General features: G+C 51.5%; 13 protein-coding genes. All 13 read right to left on the bottom strand.

Going from position 1 to position 20043, the window contains the following annotated elements:
* Nucleotides 1-11: 11 nt before the first annotated feature.
* The 13 genes from AC506A_RS21425 to AC506A_RS21485 all read right to left on the bottom strand — a co-directional run bounded on the left by AC506A_RS21425 (nucleotide 12) and on the right by AC506A_RS21485 (nucleotide 20018).
* Nucleotides 12-830: a carbohydrate ABC transporter permease gene (locus AC506A_RS21425; RefSeq protein WP_495463042.1), complete on the bottom strand. Its 819-nt coding sequence runs from the start codon at nucleotides 828-830 to the stop codon at nucleotides 12-14.
* Nucleotides 830-1708, bottom strand: a complete 879-nt coding sequence (locus AC506A_RS21430; protein ID WP_495463043.1) for a carbohydrate ABC transporter permease — start codon at nucleotides 1706-1708, stop codon at nucleotides 830-832. Before AC506A_RS21430 ends, AC506A_RS21425 begins: the two co-directional genes overlap by 1 nt.
* A gap of 67 nt (nucleotides 1709-1775) precedes the next feature.
* Nucleotides 1776-3170 carry an ABC transporter substrate-binding protein gene (locus AC506A_RS21435; RefSeq protein WP_495463044.1) on the bottom strand — a complete coding sequence of 465 codons (1395 nt, stop codon included), beginning with the start codon at nucleotides 3168-3170 and terminating at the stop codon, nucleotides 1776-1778.
* Between the two features lie 107 nt (nucleotides 3171-3277).
* Nucleotides 3278-4882: a response regulator gene (locus AC506A_RS21440; RefSeq protein WP_495463045.1), complete on the bottom strand. Its 1605-nt coding sequence runs from the start codon at nucleotides 4880-4882 to the stop codon at nucleotides 3278-3280.
* Nucleotides 4875-6665 carry a sensor histidine kinase gene (locus AC506A_RS21445; protein ID WP_495463046.1) on the bottom strand — a complete coding sequence of 597 codons (1791 nt, stop codon included), beginning with the start codon at nucleotides 6663-6665 and terminating at the stop codon, nucleotides 4875-4877. The genes AC506A_RS21440 and AC506A_RS21445 overlap by 8 nt, the downstream gene beginning before the upstream one ends.
* Before the next feature lie 220 nt (nucleotides 6666-6885).
* Nucleotides 6886-8379, bottom strand: coding sequence for a rhamnulokinase (locus tag AC506A_RS21450; RefSeq protein ID WP_495463047.1), 1494 nt, complete (start codon nucleotides 8377-8379; stop codon nucleotides 6886-6888).
* Between the two features lie 27 nt (nucleotides 8380-8406).
* Nucleotides 8407-9603 carry a TIM barrel protein gene (locus AC506A_RS21455; RefSeq protein WP_495463048.1) on the bottom strand — a complete coding sequence of 399 codons (1197 nt, stop codon included), beginning with the start codon at nucleotides 9601-9603 and terminating at the stop codon, nucleotides 8407-8409.
* A gap of 119 nt (nucleotides 9604-9722) precedes the next feature.
* Nucleotides 9723-13904, bottom strand: a complete 4182-nt coding sequence (locus tag AC506A_RS21460) for a X2-like carbohydrate binding domain-containing protein (protein WP_495463049.1) — start codon at nucleotides 13902-13904, stop codon at nucleotides 9723-9725.
* A 59-nt stretch (nucleotides 13905-13963) separates the two neighbouring features.
* Complete coding sequence (locus AC506A_RS21465; RefSeq protein ID WP_495463050.1) at nucleotides 13964-14764, bottom strand: SDR family NAD(P)-dependent oxidoreductase; 801 nt, start codon at nucleotides 14762-14764, stop codon at nucleotides 13964-13966.
* Between the two features lie 24 nt (nucleotides 14765-14788).
* Nucleotides 14789-15625, bottom strand: coding sequence for an amidohydrolase family protein (locus tag AC506A_RS21470; RefSeq protein WP_495463051.1), 837 nt, complete (start codon nucleotides 15623-15625; stop codon nucleotides 14789-14791).
* Between the two features lie 19 nt (nucleotides 15626-15644).
* Nucleotides 15645-16778 (bottom strand): mandelate racemase/muconate lactonizing enzyme family protein, encoded by a 1134-nt coding sequence (locus tag AC506A_RS21475; RefSeq protein ID WP_495463052.1) that lies wholly within the window; start codon nucleotides 16776-16778, stop codon nucleotides 15645-15647.
* Complete coding sequence (locus tag AC506A_RS21480) at nucleotides 16775-19090, bottom strand: glycoside hydrolase family 95 protein (protein WP_495463053.1); 2316 nt, start codon at nucleotides 19088-19090, stop codon at nucleotides 16775-16777. The genes AC506A_RS21475 and AC506A_RS21480 overlap by 4 nt, the downstream gene beginning before the upstream one ends.
* An 85-nt stretch (nucleotides 19091-19175) precedes the next feature.
* Nucleotides 19176-20018, bottom strand: coding sequence for a carbohydrate ABC transporter permease (locus tag AC506A_RS21485; protein WP_495463054.1), 843 nt, complete (start codon nucleotides 20016-20018; stop codon nucleotides 19176-19178).
* Nucleotides 20019-20043: the final 25 nt, after the last annotated feature.

Consider the following 20043-nt stretch of genomic DNA (forward strand, 5'->3'; position numbering starts at 1 on the left):
ATGAATCTTCTTTATCCTTTGATAGCTCCTGCTGCAATGCCTTTAATAATAAATTTCTGCATGAACAGGAAGAACACGATAATCGGAATAAGCCCCATGACGGCATAAGCGAATGCCAAATTCAAGTCACTGCTGTACTGTCCGAAGAAGTAATACTGCTGCAGCGGAATCGTGCGATATGCTTTATCCTGCAGATACAGTAACGGGAGCAGGAAGTCGTTCCAAATATACAGCGCATTCAGCACGACGACGGTAGCGGTGACCGGCTTGAGCAGCGGAAGTACGATTCGGGCAAATATGCCCGGTGTCGAACAACCGTCTATCCGCGCCGCTTCCTCGATCTCAAGCGAAATGCCGCGGATGAAGCCCGCATAGAACAGCACCCCCATCTGAACACCGAAACCGCCGTAAATCAAAGCGATTCCCCAGTGGGTATCGATCATATGGGCCATCTTGCCCATCTTATACAGCGGAAGCATGATGACCTGGAATGGAACCATCAGCCCGGAAAGAAACAGTACGTAGATGAATTTATAGATGGGTTTATTCCGCCGTGCGATAGAGTATCCAGCAAGCGCGGACACGAATATGATCAGCGCCACGGAAATGAGGTTTACCCACAGACTGTTTCGGATCGCGGACGGATATTTCGACGTTTTCCATGCATGCACGAAATTATCAAGATGCAAGGACGACGGCAGCGCGTAGAAGGAGTCGAATGTTTCCTTCGCGGATTTCAGCGCCATGAGCAGTGCGACGTACAGCGGAAAAACGAAAATGAGCGCCAGCAAGGCAATCAGTGTAAGGACGATCCCATGCGTCAGTTTCATTACATATCCACCTCCCGTCTTCTAAAAATAGCCAGCTGCACGATGGTGACAATGACGAGAATGAGGAAGAACAGCATTGACAACGCTGTACCGTACCCTGCTTTAGCGGAATTGAAGGATACGTTATAAATAAACGTCGAGATCACCTGCGTCGAGAAAGCCGGACCGCCGCCGGTTGTCAAGAAGACGAGATCGAACACTTTAAGCGAGCCTGTCAGCACGAGCAGCAAATTAATCGTGATCGAAGGTGCAAGCAGTGGCAGCGTAATATGACGGAAAGCGCCGAATGCTCCAGCGCCGTCGATCCGAGCGCTTTCGGTCAGCTCTCCCGGAATGCCCTGCAAACCGGCGATATAAATGATCATCGGTGAGCCGATCCCTTGCCATAGCGAGATGACGATGAGCGCGGTCATCGCATGATCCGGGTTGCCGAGCGGGCTTGTCATATCGACGCCGAAATAGCTGAGCAGCTTTGGCAGACCGTTACTGTAGTTGTAGCTCCAAATATAAGCCGACAGCACCGTGGAGATCGCAACGGGCAGGAAGAAGATCGTGCGGAACACCTTTCTGAATTTCAAATAAGAGTCGAGCAATACGGCAAGCAGCAGCGACACGAGATTCACAAGCAGCGTTACCAGTATCGCGTACTTGAACGTGTTGCGAAGCGCCGCCCACAGGTCAGGATCGCGCAATGCCTGCGCGTAGTTATCCCATCCAATATACTTCGCGGTAGGTGCGACCCCGTCCCAATCCGTGAACGAATATTTCGCGCCAATGACTAACGGGACGATCACCGCAAACGCAAACAGACACAACCCCGGGAGTATAAACAGCACATACCACATCTCGCTGCGGATCGATCGCTTTAAGCTATTCATAGACGATTTCCTTTCCGATAGGTAACGGCATAGGCGCCGCCTATGCCGTCATCTTGAATACAATTATTTATTTATGGTTCTTGGACACCCAGTCATCCAGTGCGGAAATGACTTGTTCCGGCGTTTCTTTCTTAAAGAACATTTTTTGTAGATGTTGGATAAGCTGACCGGTCCAATCGATCGTTGTTTTCGACATGTATGCTTGCGAGTTGTACAGTTGGCCATTATCGAAGTAAGGCTGCAGATCGTTCAACGCAGGCGCGATGTCGGTCGTTGCGCCTTTTACGTAGCTCAGCGTGTTCGTATTCTTAACCCAAGCGTCTCCGCCTTCTTTGCTCGCCATGAAAGCAAGGAATTTCATCGCCGCGTCTTTGTGCTGGGATTTGCTGCCGAGCGCAAGCGATGCATCCGGGTTAAACTCTAATTTATTCAAGCTTTCGTCATTGCTGAATGGATACGGGAAGTACCCGATGCCGGTATTGTACAAGTCCGGATTCTTCTTCTGAATATCCGCAAGCGGCCAAGTGCCCATGTACATCATGCCGACATCGCCTTTGGCGAATAGGTCGACGACATCGTTGTAACCGAGACCGAGCTGGTCCTTGTTGCCGAGATCGAAAATTTGCTGGGCATGATCAAGCGTTGTTTGCATCGCCGGATTGTCAGCGAATTTGGAGCCGCCCGTCTCCAGCTTATCGAAGAAGTCCGGCTGGTTCACAGCAAGCGCCGTATTACTCGGCAAATCGCGGCCGATCCACATACCGAGCGGCCAGCCATCCTTCCAACCGAGCGCGAACGGCGTTTTGCCCGCTTCTTTAATCTTCTTCGCATTCTCGATCATGGCGTCGAACGTTCTTGGCACGGTAAGATTCAATTCATTGTAGATATTCTTGTTATAGAATACGGCAATCGGCCCGGCGTTCAGCGGCATAATATAGTTCTTCCCGTCCGTTGCCTGCGATGTCAGCACGTTCGCATCGAAGTTGTTCAGGAACTCCTGCCCGGTCAAATCCTCCACGTAACCGCCGTCTACAAACAATTTCGCTTGCGCGCCGGCATTCAACGTGTACACGTCCAGGATGTCTCCGCCTGCCAATTTCGTTTTCAGAATGGTGTAATAGTCGTCATATTTCACGGGCTGAACATCGACTTTAATGTTCGGATTAGCCGCTTCGAACTGATCAACGATTTTCTGAATGCCGTCCGTCACGTCGCTCTTGAAGTGCATGAACGAAATCGTTACCGGTTCCGTGCTCGCTTCCGATGCATTAGACGACGATGCGTTGTTTGAAGCTGTGTTTGAAGCAGCATTGGACGTGTTCTCCGTTGAAGTTGTATTCGAATTTGAAGCTGCAGTTGAAGATGTATTCTCGGAAGACGACGCATCATTGTTCGAGTTACCGCATGCCGCAAGAGAAAGCATTGCGATGATGGCACTCAGACCGACCAAACTCTTTTTCATTTTCCAGTCCCCTTTTCGTGTATTGTCTGAGGACGTTGTTTCGTCCATGAGTCTATCTTATCGGTCGGCTGCTTTTCACGTAATGAATTAATTTGTGTTTGCAATGTTCAATTTTTTGTTATTTCCGTTGTTGCTCCAATCGTTCCATCCCGGTATTCGGAAGGCGTCTGCCCGGTAAATCGCTTGAATACCTGGCTAAAATAACGCTGATTCTCATAACCGACCAGCTCGGATATTTCGTTGATTTTGCATTCAGACGATTTCAACAGCTCGCAAGCCTTCTCCATTCGTTTGCGCGTGACATATTCGGTGAAGTTCTCGCGCGTGATGCTCTTGAACAGCTTGCTCAAATACGCGGCATCCATATGGAACCGCGTCGCGACGTCGATGAGACTGAAATCCTCAAAATAATGCTCGTCCAGGAACAGAGCGATTTCGCGAACCGAGCGAACATTCTCCGCCTCACCGGCGCTGGCACAATAGGTTTCTATGGCTTGAATAAGCAGGCTGAGGAACGTCTGCAGCTCCTTTACATCCAAAATTCGGGACACTTCGTCAGCGTCGAGCAATACGGACTGCGTTGCCTCAATCCCCTTCAATTCGGAAAGGGATAACTCTATAATCTGCCTCAAATCGCGTTGGATCTGGCGAATGGTGACATTGGGCTGCCTGCCTACCTTCTCGCAGTAATCGTTCAGCAGCCGCTTGAAGTCTTTCGCATTATTGGCTCCGATCGCTTGCCTCATCGATTTCAAATCGAAGGAGCCTAGCAGCTCAACTGGCTGTACCGCTCCCGGGCTTTCAGACGATGAGAATGCGAATGACTCCCCCAGCAGGCGATTATTTCGGAGCGCATCGATAGCCCCTTGATACGCGGCAGGAAGCTCTTCGAGCTTTGTATAAGTACGGCTAAGCCCAGCTACCACGCCGACGAGCAGCATTTTACTGACAGCTTCATGATATTCATTCAGTAGCTGCTGAACCCGTTGTTCCTCATAGGAAACAGCCGGGAAGAGCAAGCAAATACGAGTACGGTCATCGGATTTATAGACATGCAGCTTGTCCTCCCTCATCACTTCGAACAAAATATTTTCCAGACTGAACAAGAACAGATCTGCGTTACCGTGAAATTTCGTTCGGGACACCTCGCTGAACTGCCGAAACATGCACACCGCAACCCGATAACCGCCGTCCACGGCAATGCCGAGCTCTCCTGCCTCCCGCTGTATATCCGCCGTATTCGTAATCCGATGGCTTGTAACGGTTTGCAGAAATGTCTCCCGCTTGAGATGCCGAACCTCCTGATTGAACCGCATTTGCTGCTGAATGCTCATGTACGTGTTACAGGCTTGGATCGCCTTTTTGAATGCATGCTCGAGATCCGTAACGGATACTGGCTTTAACACATATTCGCATGCTTGATACGTGACAGCCGCCTTCATATATTCGAACTGAGAATAACCGCTAATCACGATTACCTTGATATCGCCGAACCGTTCATGAAGCGCTTCCAAAAATTGTTGGCCGTCCAATACCGGCATATTCATATCCGTCACAACGATATGCGGCCGTCTGATCGGGATAAGCGCTAGTGCTTCTTCACCATGCCTCGCTTCCGCGATTACCTCGACTTCCAGAGCAAGCTCACTGATCATTTTACTGATCGATTTACGGCTCCACGGCTCATCATCCACTACCATAACCTTATACATGCTGCATACCTCTATTCCTGTAGGGGATCGTTACCGTAACTTCCGTACCTTCGCCTTCATTGCTTTCGATTCTAAGCCCAAAGTCAGATCCGTAATACATGCGAATTCTCTCGTTCACGTTTTTCAAACCGATCGATATGCCGCTGAATACTTCGGTGTTTTTATGCTCCAGAACCGCTCTAAGCCTAGCCAGCTGCTCGGCATCTATACCAGGACCGTTATCCTGCACCTTAATGATGACCCGTTCCGATTGCTGCACCGCTGTTATTTGCAGATGAAGCTGTCTGTCCTGGGTTTTACCCAGTACATGAACAATCGCATTCTCTACAATCGGTTGCAGGACAAACCGGATGACGCTGCAGTCAAGCAGCGAATGCTCCACCTCGAACTCCGTTACGAGCGATTCTTCGAAACGAAGCTGCTGAATATATAAATAATTTTTCAGGTGGACCATTTCCAGACCGATTGTAGACTCGCTATTCCCTTCGTAGAAACTGTAACGGAACAGATCACCTAGCGCTCTGCACATTTCATGGATGTCATATTCCCCGATTAATACGGCTTTGCCTCCAATCGTTTGAAGGGTATTGTAAAGAAAGTGCGGATTGATTTGCATTTGCAGCGCCATGATTTGCGCTTCCTTATTGCGAATAAGCAGCTGATATTCCTGCTCGATCAATTCTTGAATCTTGTTTGTCATGAAATTAAAGTTTCTTGTCAATTCGGACAGATCGTCGCGCCACGGACTCGGCTTAAGCGTCACATGGAAATCCCCTTTACGGACAGCCCGCATGGCCTTGCTTAGCGACTGAACAGGCCGCGTAATAAACTGCTGCGACATAAATGAAAATAATGCTATTACGAGCATAACGAGGGCAAAAGCTCCAACCGTCAGCCACAGCGTATTTTTACGGTTCTGTACGAGCTCGCTGCTCGAGTATAGAAGCGTTAGCCCGACATTCCCATTATCAAGCGCAGAAGTGCTGATCAATGCTTGACGGTGGTCCGTGAATTGAAGCTCGCGCTTGCCGTAAGAGGCAAAGTTATCGGAACGCATGTAGGTCTTGACCGCTTCACTGAATTGATTGTTCGTGCGATAAAAGGTTTCGCCTTTATCGTTCTGAAGGACGATAGTGTTCGGGGAGCGATTGTAAGTTTCGATCTGCTTCACGAAATCTCTCATCCTCGTATAGAAAACTAACGTGCCGTATTTATTTCGATAGAAAGGATCATAGATGGTGATGGCATAAACGAAGAACCGCTCTCCCTGCTCCTTGTCCAAATAGGTGAACATTAGGGCATGCTGAAACGGTAAATCCAGCAATTGATCTGCGTGGGGGACGGAATCATCGAGCCGAATCGAATCGTAGCTGGCTGCTCTTGACCAAGAATCCCTCAGCTTATTGTCCTGGCCGTACATCATGATCTTGATCACATCTTTGTTCTTGCTCTGAACGAGACGATAGTAGTTGTCGAGCGCATCTTTGGTTTGAAAGATATCTGCATTATTATAGTTGGCACCGTTTCGCATCAAATTGACCAATTGGTTGAAGCCGTAGACCTGCAAGGCAGACGAAGAGAAGCTGCGGAAAAACTGATCCAAGTCATTGGACAAATATTCGGCGTTCTGGTCGGCGCTCCTGACCATGGTACGCTCTAGCGAAAGCGAGCTGGACCTGTAGAACAGGAAAGAAAGAATGAGCATCGGAATAAGAGAGATGACCACGCTGCTCACGACGAGTTTGGTACGTATGCTCCGGTTGATAAACAGCCACTTGATCATTCGGGTCTCCTCCGTTAAAGCAGGTATATTGCATGAGCTGCATGTACACATTTATATCTAATCTATTTTACCATCGCGATTCGGCCGCACAAGGAAAGAAATCGTGTTCATTATGTTTAAAATTTTGTTGAGACAATAAGTAAACGACTCAGGCGGTAAAAATGAGACAAAAAAAGAACATACGTATCCGTATGTCCCAATGGTTCCCAAGCATTATCATCTATCGTGCGCAAAGATTTGCAAATGTGTGAAATGCAATATCCCACGAAGAGGCTTCTTGAGGAAGATACTCCTGGATTAGAAAAGAATTCTTTACTAACTGCCTCGCTTCAAATCGATCCACACAATGGCCTTTCGCAACGAGCTGCATCAGCATATTTCCAATTGCGCTCGCTTCAACAGGGCCAGCCCATACCGGTTTGTTTAGTGCATTCGCTGTAAATTGACAAAGAAGTTCGTTTTGACTGCCACCTGCTACCATATGCAAACATGGGAATGATTGACCGGTTAACTGCTGCAGCTGCTCGACGGTTTGTCGATAACGTAATGCTAAGCTCTCCAAAATACACCGGGTAATTTCTCCAAAGCTCTCTGGTACTTCCTGCCCCGTTTCATGGCAATAGGATTGAATTTTGCTGATCATATCGTTAGGCGTATAGAACCTGGCATCATCAGGATTAATCAAGCTTCGGAAAGCTGTCGCTTCCCCAGCTTGGACGATCAACTCGCTATAATCCGCAATAATTCCTCTTTCTTCCCACTCCCGCTTGCACTCTTGAAGAATCCACAGTCCCATAATATTCTTTAATAAATCGTACGTGCTGCAAATACCGCCCTCGTTGGAGAATGCCAGCTCCATGACTTCCCGGGTCAAAAGCGGCTCAGAAAGCTCCGTTCCAAGCAAGGACCATGTCCCGCATACGAGGAAAATGAACGCCTCTTCTTCTGCCGGGATCGCGGCGATTGCCGACGATGTATCATGGGCTGCCACTGCAACGAGCTTAAGTGGAGGAACATCGAGTTCTTCGCAAACGCGCTTCGAAAGCGTTCCGATCGAAGCACCCGAAGCTATTGGCTCAAGAAATAGGCTTGCCGGAATCCCGAGCCACCGCAACAAATCTTCGTTCCATTGCCCTTGAGTCGGCTGGAAAAGCTGTGTGGTCGAGGCTATCGTGAACTCGCTCGTTTTCACTCCGGTCAAAAGGTAAGCAATTAAATCGGAAATCATCAGCAAGGTATGCGCGATTTCTAGTTTAGGAGACTCGGATTTTTTCATGGCATAGAGTTGGAAGAGCGTATTGAACGGCATATTTTGGAGACCGGTTTGCCGATAGAGCTCCCACTCTCCGATCCGTTCGACGCATTCCGCCACGATCCCTTCTGTCTGCGCATCCCGATAGTGATAAGGATTTCCGAGTAATTCCCCATTCGCATCAAGTAATCCAAAATCCACGCCCCAGCTGGTAATCCCCATCGAAACGGGAGTATAGCCAGATTGATGAGCTTTACGGATGCCGATTTTCACTTCCTCAAGCAATCGTAAAATATCCCAGTGAAGGCGATCGCCTGCTTGGACTGCTCGATTGGGAAAGCGATGAATTTCGTGCATCGTCAGCTTTGGACTTGAATCCTTCCCAGCGGCAAATTCGCCGATCAGTGCGCGTCCGCTGCTTGCTCCCAAATCAAAGGAAAGTACAGTCGATCGATTCTCCATCTTCTCTTCCTCCAATCCTTCAAAGCATCAGGTTGGGCTCCATCCATTTAGCAGTTCACTCAGCCGCATACCGTCAACTGGAATGAACCGCCTCCAGTAAGCAACGGATTCTTGCATATTCGCCAAAATATCCGCATTCAGCTCGCTGGTGCCGGAGAAAATTTCAAGCGTTAGGTAAATCTCCTCGCATTTGGGCGGAAGTTCTTTGACGTCCGGCATCCGGTAGGCTTCCCCGATCGCCTTAAGCAACCGATCTCCGGCGATTATCCCGTTTGCATTATTTGCTTCCGTAAACGGCAGATGCGACGAGGCAAGTCCTGTTGTTTGCTGCAGGTGCACAATCGGTGAATAACACCCCAATTGCGCCAGCCAACGGTACGTATCGCCGTCCGTCTCAGCAGCGAACAGATGCGGATAGCGATCCATTTCCCGCATCAATTGATCCAGTAATCGGCTTTGTTCCGATTCGGGTGATTGCTGCATGAGGTGAAAGCTATCATACGCTGTCTTTGGCCCCAACCACATCAGTCGCTTGCGCTCGTTCTTCCGGAAACCATTCGCCAATTCCGCGACAGCCTGCCGTTCCGGACGAAGAAACTTGCGCTGTCCACTCTGATGACCCGTATCTAAGGTCAAATAAAACGGAGCCTGCGACATGCGATACACTTCCTTCAACAGCCGCTTCGATCCCTCGATCGTCCAGGGAATCTGATGTGGTGTATACATCTGTTCCACGCCGGGCGCCTTGATTCCGCGATCCCGGCAGTAGGCAGCGATTTCAGCTAATCTGGCATACAAATCGGCTTCCGTATCGCGGTAGGCGGCCGGGTTCTGCAGGATGGCGTCCGAAAAAGCGTGGCAGTAAAAGCCGATTCCGGCCCCGACCTCCGCGGCGATATCTGCCATCGGCTCGATCCACTGGTGCTGGAACCGTTCGCGTATAGCAAAATCATGATGGGTCAAGCCCAATGTCGCATATGTGCCGTGGCCGGAATACATGTTCGAGATCCGCACGCCGGTTCTCTCGCTCTCTCGCTTCACTTCATCGATCCACCGCTGTATGTAATCCCCTCCCATATAGAGTGGATCACATTCGTTATCGGCGCTCGCTTCTGCGTAATAGACGCCCATATTGCGGATCAGGCCCATCCATTCGGCCGGTTTGGTCCACCGCTTGGACGCAAAGCAATTGTCTATGGCTAAATATAGTTTCGGATCTGTCATCGCGTACGCTCCTTTCTCATCATGATCCGGCAAATCTACCTTAAGCAGAAAGGGAAGATGCCGGACATTTCTACCAGCATCTTCCCTTTACGTACTTCCCCGAAGGGGATCCTGGATTATTATCGCTGATTTGGCCTGACCGTCGGTACGTCAAATTGGAGCCCGTCAAGGATGATGGTCGAGCCGTTCTTCATCACGCCTTTGATGGTATGGGTACCGTTCTTCAGACCAGAGACGGTGTAGACGGTCTGGCGGGATAAACGGCTCTCGCTGTACAGTCTGACTGTTTTTCGGAATACGCCATCGACATAAACATCCATGTCCCCTTGTGTAGGAGCTTTCGGCGCGATGATGTCGACGCCGTTTCCCTTGAATGTGTAAACGAACGCGTCGCCTTTGTTCGCGGTCGCGTGCACATCGTCCAGATTGTCGCCTAAGATGGAAAACTTCAGAGATGTGATGCCCACTGGCTGCAGCGCTAGATATGCCTTCTTGATTCTCACCGTATTGCCCGATATGGTGTAATCTTTACCAGGCCGGAGCGAGGCAGCGCCGTTCGAGATGCCGATCAAATTACGTGTGTCGAAGCCCAGTGTGGTCGTCACGTCGGACTTATGCGCATTTGATTTGTCAAATGAAGCCATGTCCGGCCCGATCATATCCGTGATTTTATAGCGGAGTTGATCCAGCAGCATGAATTGTCCCGATTTCTTCACTGCTTTGATCGTGTGCTTACCATCTGGCAACCCCGCGACGGTGTATACGGTTCGATGGGTCGTTCTCGTTGTGTTAATGTACGTGTCTACCGTTTGCGCGAATCTGCCGTCGAGATAGATGTCCATTGCGCCATGAGAGGCGTCGAGCTCCGTTATGAGATCAATACCCGTGCCCTTAAAGGTATAGGTGAAGGAATCTCCGGCCGTTTCGGACCAATGGATATCATCCTTGTAATCCCCAAGTCCCCTGTTCGTGTTCGGATTCCAGGTACCCGCGTACACAATACCAGCGTCGTCATCATTGACGTCTACATACCGGCCGCGAAGCGATTCCGTGACGGCGATCGGCAGCGCCGCCGGCTTACCTGCGCTAAACGTCATCGTCAAATTGTTCATTCCCGCCGGCAGACCGTCCAAGTATGCACGGTTGAAATTCACTTGATTGCCTGAAACCGTATAGTCGTTGCCGGCGACGAGCGCTGTTCCGCCATTCGTGATGCTGACGAGGCTGTTGCCATTCAACGTCAACGTTGTCGAAACATCGGACTGCGCCGCTTTCGTCTTGTCGTAGCTGATCAGTTTAGGAATGATCGAGCTGTTCGGTGCGGTCGTATCCCGGACATCAATCGCGAAGGTCTGGGCTTGGCCGTGATCGAAGACGAATTTCAACTTCGTCAAGCCGAGCGGCTGCCCCGCAAGATACGTTTTTTTGATCGTGACATCGCTGCCGGATACCGTATAATCCATACCTTCCGTTAAAACCACTCCAACGTTTACGACACGGTTTAATTGGTTCCCATTCAGCGTCATCGTCGTTACAGCATCCGCCTGCGCGGATTCGTTCTTATCGAAACCTGCCATAGCTGGCATGATCGTGCTGTTCACAGCCGCGCTGTCTGTTACGTCGATGGCCAGCTGCTGTTCAGCCCCTCCTGCGAATTTGACGAGAAGCTGGGCCATATCGACAGGCTGCGCGATCAAATACGCCTTCTTGATCGTCAGCACACCGCTAGCAGCCGTATAGTCGGTTCCCTCTTGAAGCGCGGTTCCTCCGTTGGAGACGCCGTTGACTTCATAACCGGACGTGATCGCTGCCTGAATATCATCCGACGTCGGAGCGCTCTTATCAAATCGGAGTGCTGCAGGGCTGACCAAATCTGGCAGTGTCACCCGCAATTGATCGAGTAGCATGAAGAAGCCGCCACCTTCTTCCCAGGCTCTCTTCACCGCTTTCAAGGTATGCTGCCTCGGTTGCAATCCAGCTACGCTGAATACCGCATGATGGGCCGAGCGGGAGGTATTGCTCGTATTGACCGTCTTCTGCAAAACATCGTCGACATAAATATCGATTTTCCCTTGGGACGAATCCAATTCTGTGATCAGCTCGATTCCCGTACCGCTGAACGTATATTGAAAGGAATTACCGGTTGTCTCGGACCAGTGAATGTCGTCCTTGTAATCCCCGAGCCCCCGGTTCGTGTTCGGATTCCAGGTGCCCGTATAGATGATCGCCGGATCGTCGTCATTCAGCGAGAACGAACCGCCGACAGACGAATCCTTGATGACGAGGGTAACCGATTGCGCGGCTCCTCCACTGAAGGCGAAACTGAACTCGCTCGTGCCGATCGACAGCTTTTCAAGAAAGGCTTTCTTGAACGTTACCGCATTCCCGGCGTACGTATATTGTTCGCCTTCTGTTAGCGGCGAGCCGCCATAATCGATGGAAACAAGCTCGTTGCCATTGAGAGCGATGGAGGTCGTCTCGTCTCCTTGGTTCTGTTCACCTTTATCGAAATCAAGCACGGCCGGCAGTACGCTGCTATCCCTAATCGTTGTATCGCCGACCATGACGGCAAGCGTCTGTATCGCTCCTCCGGAAAACGAGAAGATCAGATTGCTGTTTCCGTTTGGAAGCAAGGCAAGGTATGCCTTCTTGATTGTGACCGTATTGCCGGAGATCGTATAATCGATGCCTTTGGTTAGCGGCGTGCCTCCTCGGGCAATGTCGTTCAGCGTGTTCCCGTTCAACGTCAATGACACGGCCACGTCGGCTTGCGCCTCCGCTTTCTTGTCGAACTGAACCGACGTCGGGCTTAGCGTGCTGTTCACTGCTTTCGAATCGCTCACGCTGATTAACAGCGATTGCGCGGACCCCGGAAATTGGTTGCCGTTATTGCGCTCCCAGCTCCCTAAATATTGGATGCCAATGTCATCGTCGTTAACGAACGATGTACCGCTTTGGACGGTCACCTTGAACAGCCTGGAGCCGTGCGCGGGCAGATTAACCGCAGAATAGCCCGATTTATAGATACCCAGCTCCGAATGGCTCCACAAGTCACGAACGGAAGCAGGGCCATCGATGCCGATATCAACCCAGTTGACATTGATCGTGGCGGCGGAGTTATCGAGATTGAACAAGCCGACCGTATAAGTCCCGTCGCCGTTGTTGGTATACCAAACCTGCTGGTTCGTATCCGTGGACAATGGGCGTGCCGGATGGCCAGCCTGATCGACGGCGATCACCTCGTCGTTCGTCAGCAGCTGCAAGCCGTAATCGTCGAGGTGTGTCAAGTCGTTCCCCGAATAGAGCGGTACCGCGGATACGGCGAAGAACGACATCGCCGTTCGGCGCTCCTCTTGTGTTAACCCATCAATCGTGCCATTACCGATATTGAGCGAATCGAAATCGTTCCAACCGCCAGGGCCGGCATGCCGCCACCACTGTGCGGCCGTCGGAAACAGCCTGGAAATGTTGTCCCACTTCGTCAGCGTACTGCAGTAGCATTCGATATCCCAATGCACGCGCCAGCCGTTGGCGTATTCTTTCCACGTATCGGCGTAGTTGATGTCAAGCGCCCACGATAGCTCAAGCCAGATGTGGTGCTTGGCGAGCGCCTTCGACCAGGCCGCCACATTGTCGCGCGTATCGATCGACAGATCGTATCGTCCGGAGCCCGGCATCACGCTGTCCAGCTTGATAAAGTCGACGCCCCATTCCCCGAACTTATCGGCAACCGAATCAATGTAACGCTGGGCGCACGGTTTCGAAAAATCGATCTTGTAGCCGAAGCCCCAGTAGTTCGCCTGTTGAAGCGGCTGTGCAACGATGTCCTTCATTGTGCATTCCGTGCCGTAGATCGGCAAATTCTGATCATAGGCTTCCTGCCCCAAACCCGGAATAATGTACAACCCAAATTTCTGACCGTTTGCATGTACATGGTCGATGACCTCCTGCATGCCGTTCGGGAATACTGCCGCGCTCGGCGTCGGGCGGCCATACTCGTCGATGCCGCCATTCCAACCGGCATCGACGTTGATATAGTTGTAACCATGCGACTGCAGCTTCTCATGCATGGCATCGGATTGAGCGATAATGTTCTCGGCAGTCAGCCAAGATGCGGGAGAATGGATGACTTGTTGACTGTAACTGCTCCAGCCCATATACGGCTTAGCGCCCAGGCCATTGTCGGCCGCCTCAGCCGGTTTAGGCTGATAAACGAACACCGTGGTTTGAAAGGCTAATAACATGAAGGCTAGAAAACCGTAAAAAATGCTTTTTCTTCGATTTCGATGTGCAATGGTCATGACGTAAACGCAACTCCCTCTATCTAGAAATGTGTGCGCTTTCATAATTCCATGAAGCATTATCGCTGATTCTGCAGCCACTCCGGTTTTGGACCCATACCATATCCCAGCGAAGCTCCGCCGTCCACGTCAATCACCTGTCCGGTGATGAACGACGACGCTTCGCCGGCCAGAAACAGGACAACGTTTGCGATTTCATCCGCCGTTGCCGTCCTTCCGAGCATATGGACCAGGTCTATCGATTTGCGCAGCTCATCCGGATTATCGTGCTTGTTGAACCATTCCTCCAGAAGCGGTGTCGATACGCCAGCCGGGCAAATCGCATTGATTCGCACACCATCCATCGCGCAGTCGATTGCAAGCGATTTGGTAAACGCGATAACGCCGCCTTTGGTCGCGGGGTAGAACGGATTGTTCCGCTGACCGATTTCCGCTGACAATGAGGCCATATTCACGATTCTTCCCTTTGTTTTGCGAAGCTCAGGAAGCGCATATTTCGTACAGAAGATCACGCCTTTTAAATTGACCCCGCACAACCGATCCCACTCTTCTTCCGTTCCCTCGTCCAGACTCTTTGGCATCAGAATCGCGGCATTATTGAACAGAACGTCGATTCGCCCGTAAGTCTCCACAGCAAACGACATCAGCTTCCGGATATCCTCCACGCTGGAAACGTCTGTCCGGTAATCACTCGCTTCGCCGCCATCCCGGCGGATTGCGGCGGCTACCCTAGCCGCCTGTTCCGCCTGAATATCGGCAATGATCACCTTCGCCCCTTCCGCGGCAAACCGTTTTGCCGCCGCTTCACCGATGCCGCTGCCGCCACCGGTAACAATAACAACCTCACCTTTGAAGGTCATGAATCGTATCCCCCTCATCCTGCGCTAGCGCGTCAGCTTATATAGTCTCGCCGCATTATTCCCGAACACATCCGCCAGTTCCTCATCTGTTAAATTCGAGGGAAGCATGTTCCGCAACACTTCGAGCACCTCGTCATAGCTGCTGCTTGCCAACAGGCAATAAGGCCAATCGCTCCCGAACATGACAGCTTTCGTTCCAAACACGCGAATGACGTGATTCACGTAAGGAGCAATGTCCTCTAACTTCCAGTGGTTCACGTCTGCCTGCGTAATCAGAGAGGACAGCTTGCACATCACGTTATCGTGCTTCGCAATGGCTTCCATCCAAATCCCCCAAGGCTCCATGATTCGTTCTGCAATATGCGGCTTGGCAGCATGGTCGATCACGGCTCGCAGCGCAGGATATCGGCTAAACAGTTCCGCGATATGCGGCAGATGACGGGGATGTACCAGCAAATCGAGTGGAAAATCGTCCGCGATCAGCAGCTCTACATGCCTCAGCACCTCTTGCCTCAATATCCATGCATCATCCTCCAAGTCCTGGAGCATCGGACGAAGGCCAACCAATTTCGGATTTTCACGTAGCCGTGCGAACTTCTCCGGAAAATCGTCCTCCGCCAAGTCCAGCCACCCGACCACGCCTGCGACATAATCGGTTTTCTCGGCCAGCTCCAGCAAAAATTCGGTTTCTTCCTCCGTTGGCGCGGCTTGCACGAGAATCGTCCGCGAAATGCCGTTATCCTCCAGAATCAGCCGCAGATCCTCCGGCAAATAATCCCGGTTCAGCACTTTTAAATCCGGCGTCATCCATGGATAATCACCGCGGGAAACCCGCCAGAAATGCTGATGAGCATCGATCATGGTCATTCCTCCTTCTCCATTACGTTTTTTTACTTCTGACGTCCATTTTACGGAGCGTTTCCGGCGTCACCACATACTTGTATAGTTCTGCACGATTCAACCGCAGGCCGTGTCCGTGTTCTTCGCTTGGGTAGCAATAGCCGTCTTTCACGAGGACTGGCACTTCAAGCAGCCCCAGCTCCGTTAGAGAGCCACCCTTGACGTTCTCCAAGATATAACCGTTTGGCACTCCGCATAGCAAATGAAGAGACAATTCCATGAGGAAGTGAGGGGCAACCGGCCGCTGCCAAGCATCTGCCAGATGCGCGATCTTCACCCATTCCGTGATGCCGCCCACCCGGGCGACATCAGCTTGAATGAAATCGACGGCTCCCTGCTTCAAATACTCCAGAAACTGATATTTCGTATACAGACTTTCCCCGACGGCGATCGGCGTACGGATCGCCGCCTTCATCCGTGCGTGTCCCTCAATGTCCGTGTTCGCAATCGGCTCCTCGATCCACCCCAAGCCAAGCTTATCCAGCTCTGCACCGTATTGAATCGCTTGATAGCCGGTCCACTTCTGGTTCGCGTCCACCAAAACCGTCACACCGGGGCCGACGGTCTCCTTCACTCGAGAGATCCGCTCCATATCTTCGGCAATGTCCGCCTTGCCGATTTTCATTTTGATGTAGGAATAGCCTTGGCTCTTGTGTTCCTTCATAAAGTCCAGCAATGTGGGCAGGTCCATCTCGAAATCGATACCGCTGGCATACGTAACGATCCGTTCACGTGAGCCGCCGAGCAGCTTGTACAGCGGCTGCTTATAATGCTTTCCGGCCAAATCCCATAACCCGACGTCAACCGCGGCCAATGCAAGCGACGTGATGCCATCGCCGCATCGGTGCAGCTGGCCATTCAGATCCTGCCAGATCTCCTCGATGCGGAGCGGATCTTTCCCGATCAGGGAGCTGATGACGTAATCGTCAAGCAGCGCCTTGACCGCCGTCCCCCCGATGCCGACGGTATAGCTGAGTCCGATGCCTTCCAAGCCAGTATCTGTCCGGATCCGCATCTCAATGAATTCGATGCCTGATACGACATGCGTCGAGTCAATCCATGTCATGGCCGGCGGTACACGGTACAGAAATGATTCAGCAGCAATGATTCTCATAACGATTCTCCTTCTGAGATGCGCAGCTCGCTGTCAATCCGGTAGCTGCGTCCGGCTTCATATTGAAAAGGTGCCGTGCGCCCACCTTGCCGCAGGACGGTTTGTCCCGCTGCGTACGCCTTAACCGTTGCTTCTACCATGGCCCCCTCAGACCAAATCACATCAACCTCCAGAGCACCTCTTGCCCGCAAGCCTGAATACTTGCCGGAAGGCCACTTTAGGGGAAGAGCCGGCAGCAGATGAAGCTCACCTGCATGGCTTTGCAGCAGCATATCGGCGATGACCGCCGTACCGCCGTAATTGCCATCGGCGACGTAGATTGCCGTCTCGGCCCCGGCAATGCCAGGCTTCGAGTAGGTCAACAGGTTGTCGTAGCACAGCTCCCCGATGAGATGATAAATTTGCTCATAGGCGCGTTCTCCATCGTGCAGCCTCGAGAAACAGCCGGCAAAGGCCGCGACCGTGAACTCGATATCCTCATGGTTGTCGCTCGACTTCCGCGCTTCGAGTGTGACATGAGCGGCAGCGCTTAACGCTGGTGTATGTTGAGGCGTAATCCGGTACGCCGGAAACAGGCTGTGCAGATGCGACAGATGGCGGTGTTCCGGTTGTGCTTCCACGTAATCCTCCAGCCACTCCTGCAGCTGCCCTTTGCTTCCAATCTGAAGCGGAGGCAGCATAGCAATGGCCTGATTCAGCTTCATCCGCAGTTCTTCGTCCACCTGAAGTTTCTCGGCCGCTTCCAGGCAAAATTCGAACAGATCGGCTACGAGCACCTGATCAAGTGTCGTACCCATGGATAAATGATGATGCTCCTTCGTTCCGTTGGCATGGAAGGTGTTTTCCGGTGAGATGGATGGTCCCGTTACGAGCCAGCCGTTCTGCGGATGGATGACCATGTAATCCAGGAAGAACGCTGCTGCATCTTTTAATACCGGATAAGCCGTTTCACGCAGAAACGAGTCATCGTGCGTGAATTCATAGTGATCTCGAAGCTGAAGCGCCAGCCATAGACCGCCGGTAACGTTAAGCCCCCAGGACGTCTGCCAAGCAGGTGCCGTGAAACCCCAAACGTTCGAAACGGTATGAGCCGTCCATCCATCGCACTCGTAGAAGTCTCGTGCAGCAGCCTTTCCGTCTTCAGCAAGTCGCTCGATATAGCGCATGAGCGGCAAATGAGACTCGGATAAGTTGGTCGTTTCCGTCGGATAGTAATTCATTTCTGTATTAATATCGAGGTGATAGTCACAGGTCCAGCCCATTCGGCATGCTTGGTTGTCGTTCCAAATCCCTTGCAGATTGATCGGCAGCGGGGAATCCTCTCTTGCTGCGCAGATCGTTAGATACCTGCCATATTGGAAAAACAGCGCGTAGATAGCCGGGTCTTCGTCGCTTCCATCAGCAAGATGCCGGATTCGCACATCTGTCGGCAGCTCGCTTTGTCCAGTTTGACCCAAATCCATACCAACACGCGCGTATAGGCTCCGATAGTCGGCGATATGATCTGCTTTAAGCCGTTCATAGCCTTTGGCTTCCGCCTGCTCCAGCCTCAGGGCAGCCGCGCTCAGCCAGCTGTCGCCGCCTTGGCCGAAACTCGTGTCGACGGCGAAATAGAGAATCGCTTCACTCGCGTTCGCGACCACGATAAGTCCGTCTTCACCTGCAACCTGCCCGCCTTCTGTCGACACACGAAGATGTCCCTGGCAACGCACGCCACATTCTCCGTCACTATGGACCCGCTCCAAGGCTTGGCCTTCAAAGGTCAAGCCAAGTGGATCGTTTCGGCTCTCGAAGCGATCCGTCATCCCTTCCAGATGGACGGAACATGTAATCCCTTCCGGTTGCTCGGTCCACAACCGGCACACGAGGAGGCCATCTGCATGGGAAGCGAAGAGCTCGCGATGAATCTTTGCATGTGCTCCTTGATGAATCGTTCGCGCGATAGCAGTCTCGAGGTCCAGCTCCCGAACGATCTCCCGCTCCTCATCCCCGAATTGCAAATGAACGTTGCACATAGGCAAGTTGGTACCGAAGTTGCCCTTGGCCGGCTCCAGCAGCTCGCGGGCTAATCGCTCCCCGCCTTCGTAATCGCCATCAAAGAAATGCTGCCGGAGCCGAGCCAAATCGTTCTTTCCATCCGAGTGGCTGACGACAGGCTCCCTTTTCCCCGACCAATAAGTCAGCTCCGTGATGTTCCAAATCTCTTGGCTCGCACCGCCGTAGACCATCGCGGCCAATCTTCCGTTACCGACAGGAAACCCTTCGGACCATTTCGCGGCGGGTTTGTCATACCGTAGTTTGAATTCGTTCATTCAACATTGCCTCCATGAAATTGATAGCAATCTATCATTCTTGTTCTAGCATGATCGCAATTCCACTCTCGTACGTTCCTTTCCCTTACCCTTTTACCGCGGACCCCACCGTCATCGCCCGTTCCACCTGTTCACTGAAGAACAAGAACACGACGACCGTCGGCAGACTCGCGATGGTCATAACAGCGCCCATGCCGCCCCAGTCCGTACTGTATTGTCCTTGGAAGAACAATAATCCAAGCGGCAGCGTCTTCATGGTTTCATCCGAAATCAAAATGTACGCCAGCAAAAACTCGTTCCACGCACCTAAAAATTGTAAAATGGCAACCGTCGCCATGGCTGGTTTGACGATCGGCACGATGATACTGACGAATGTTCGATATATACTAGCGCCATCCATGCAAGCGGATTCCTCAAGCTCGAATGGAATTCCCCTTAGGAACCCGTAGAAAATAAGGGAAGAGAATGGCAGTCCAAACGCGATGTAGGGTACGATTAGTGCACCGTACGTATTTATCAGGTGAAAATCTTTCACCAAGATCGCCAGAGGTATCATGATGACCTGAAGGGGAATGAACATGCCGACCATCATATACGCCCTTGCTGCCCCACGAAGCTTCCATTCCATCCTCGCCGCCGCATAGGAAAACATAACGGATAGCAGAAGTATGCCGGCCGTACTGATCGTGGACACAACGACGCTGTTTAGAAAATAACGCGGGATGTTGAAATTCATCCAAGCGTGAATGTAGTTTTCGATACGGAAATGCGTCGGCAGGCCGAACGGATTCGTGCTGAAAATTTCGTTGTTGTTCTTCAGCGAATACGAAATCATCCAAAATAGCGGATAAACGGAAATGATGAAGTAAAGCCATAATAAGCCTTGCAGCAGTTGCCCGGGCTTCATGATCTTGCTAGCTGAGAACATAGACGTGTTGTTCGCCCCTTTCTGC

It is taken from the genome of Paenibacillus sp. N22P23, assembly GCF_059383735.1.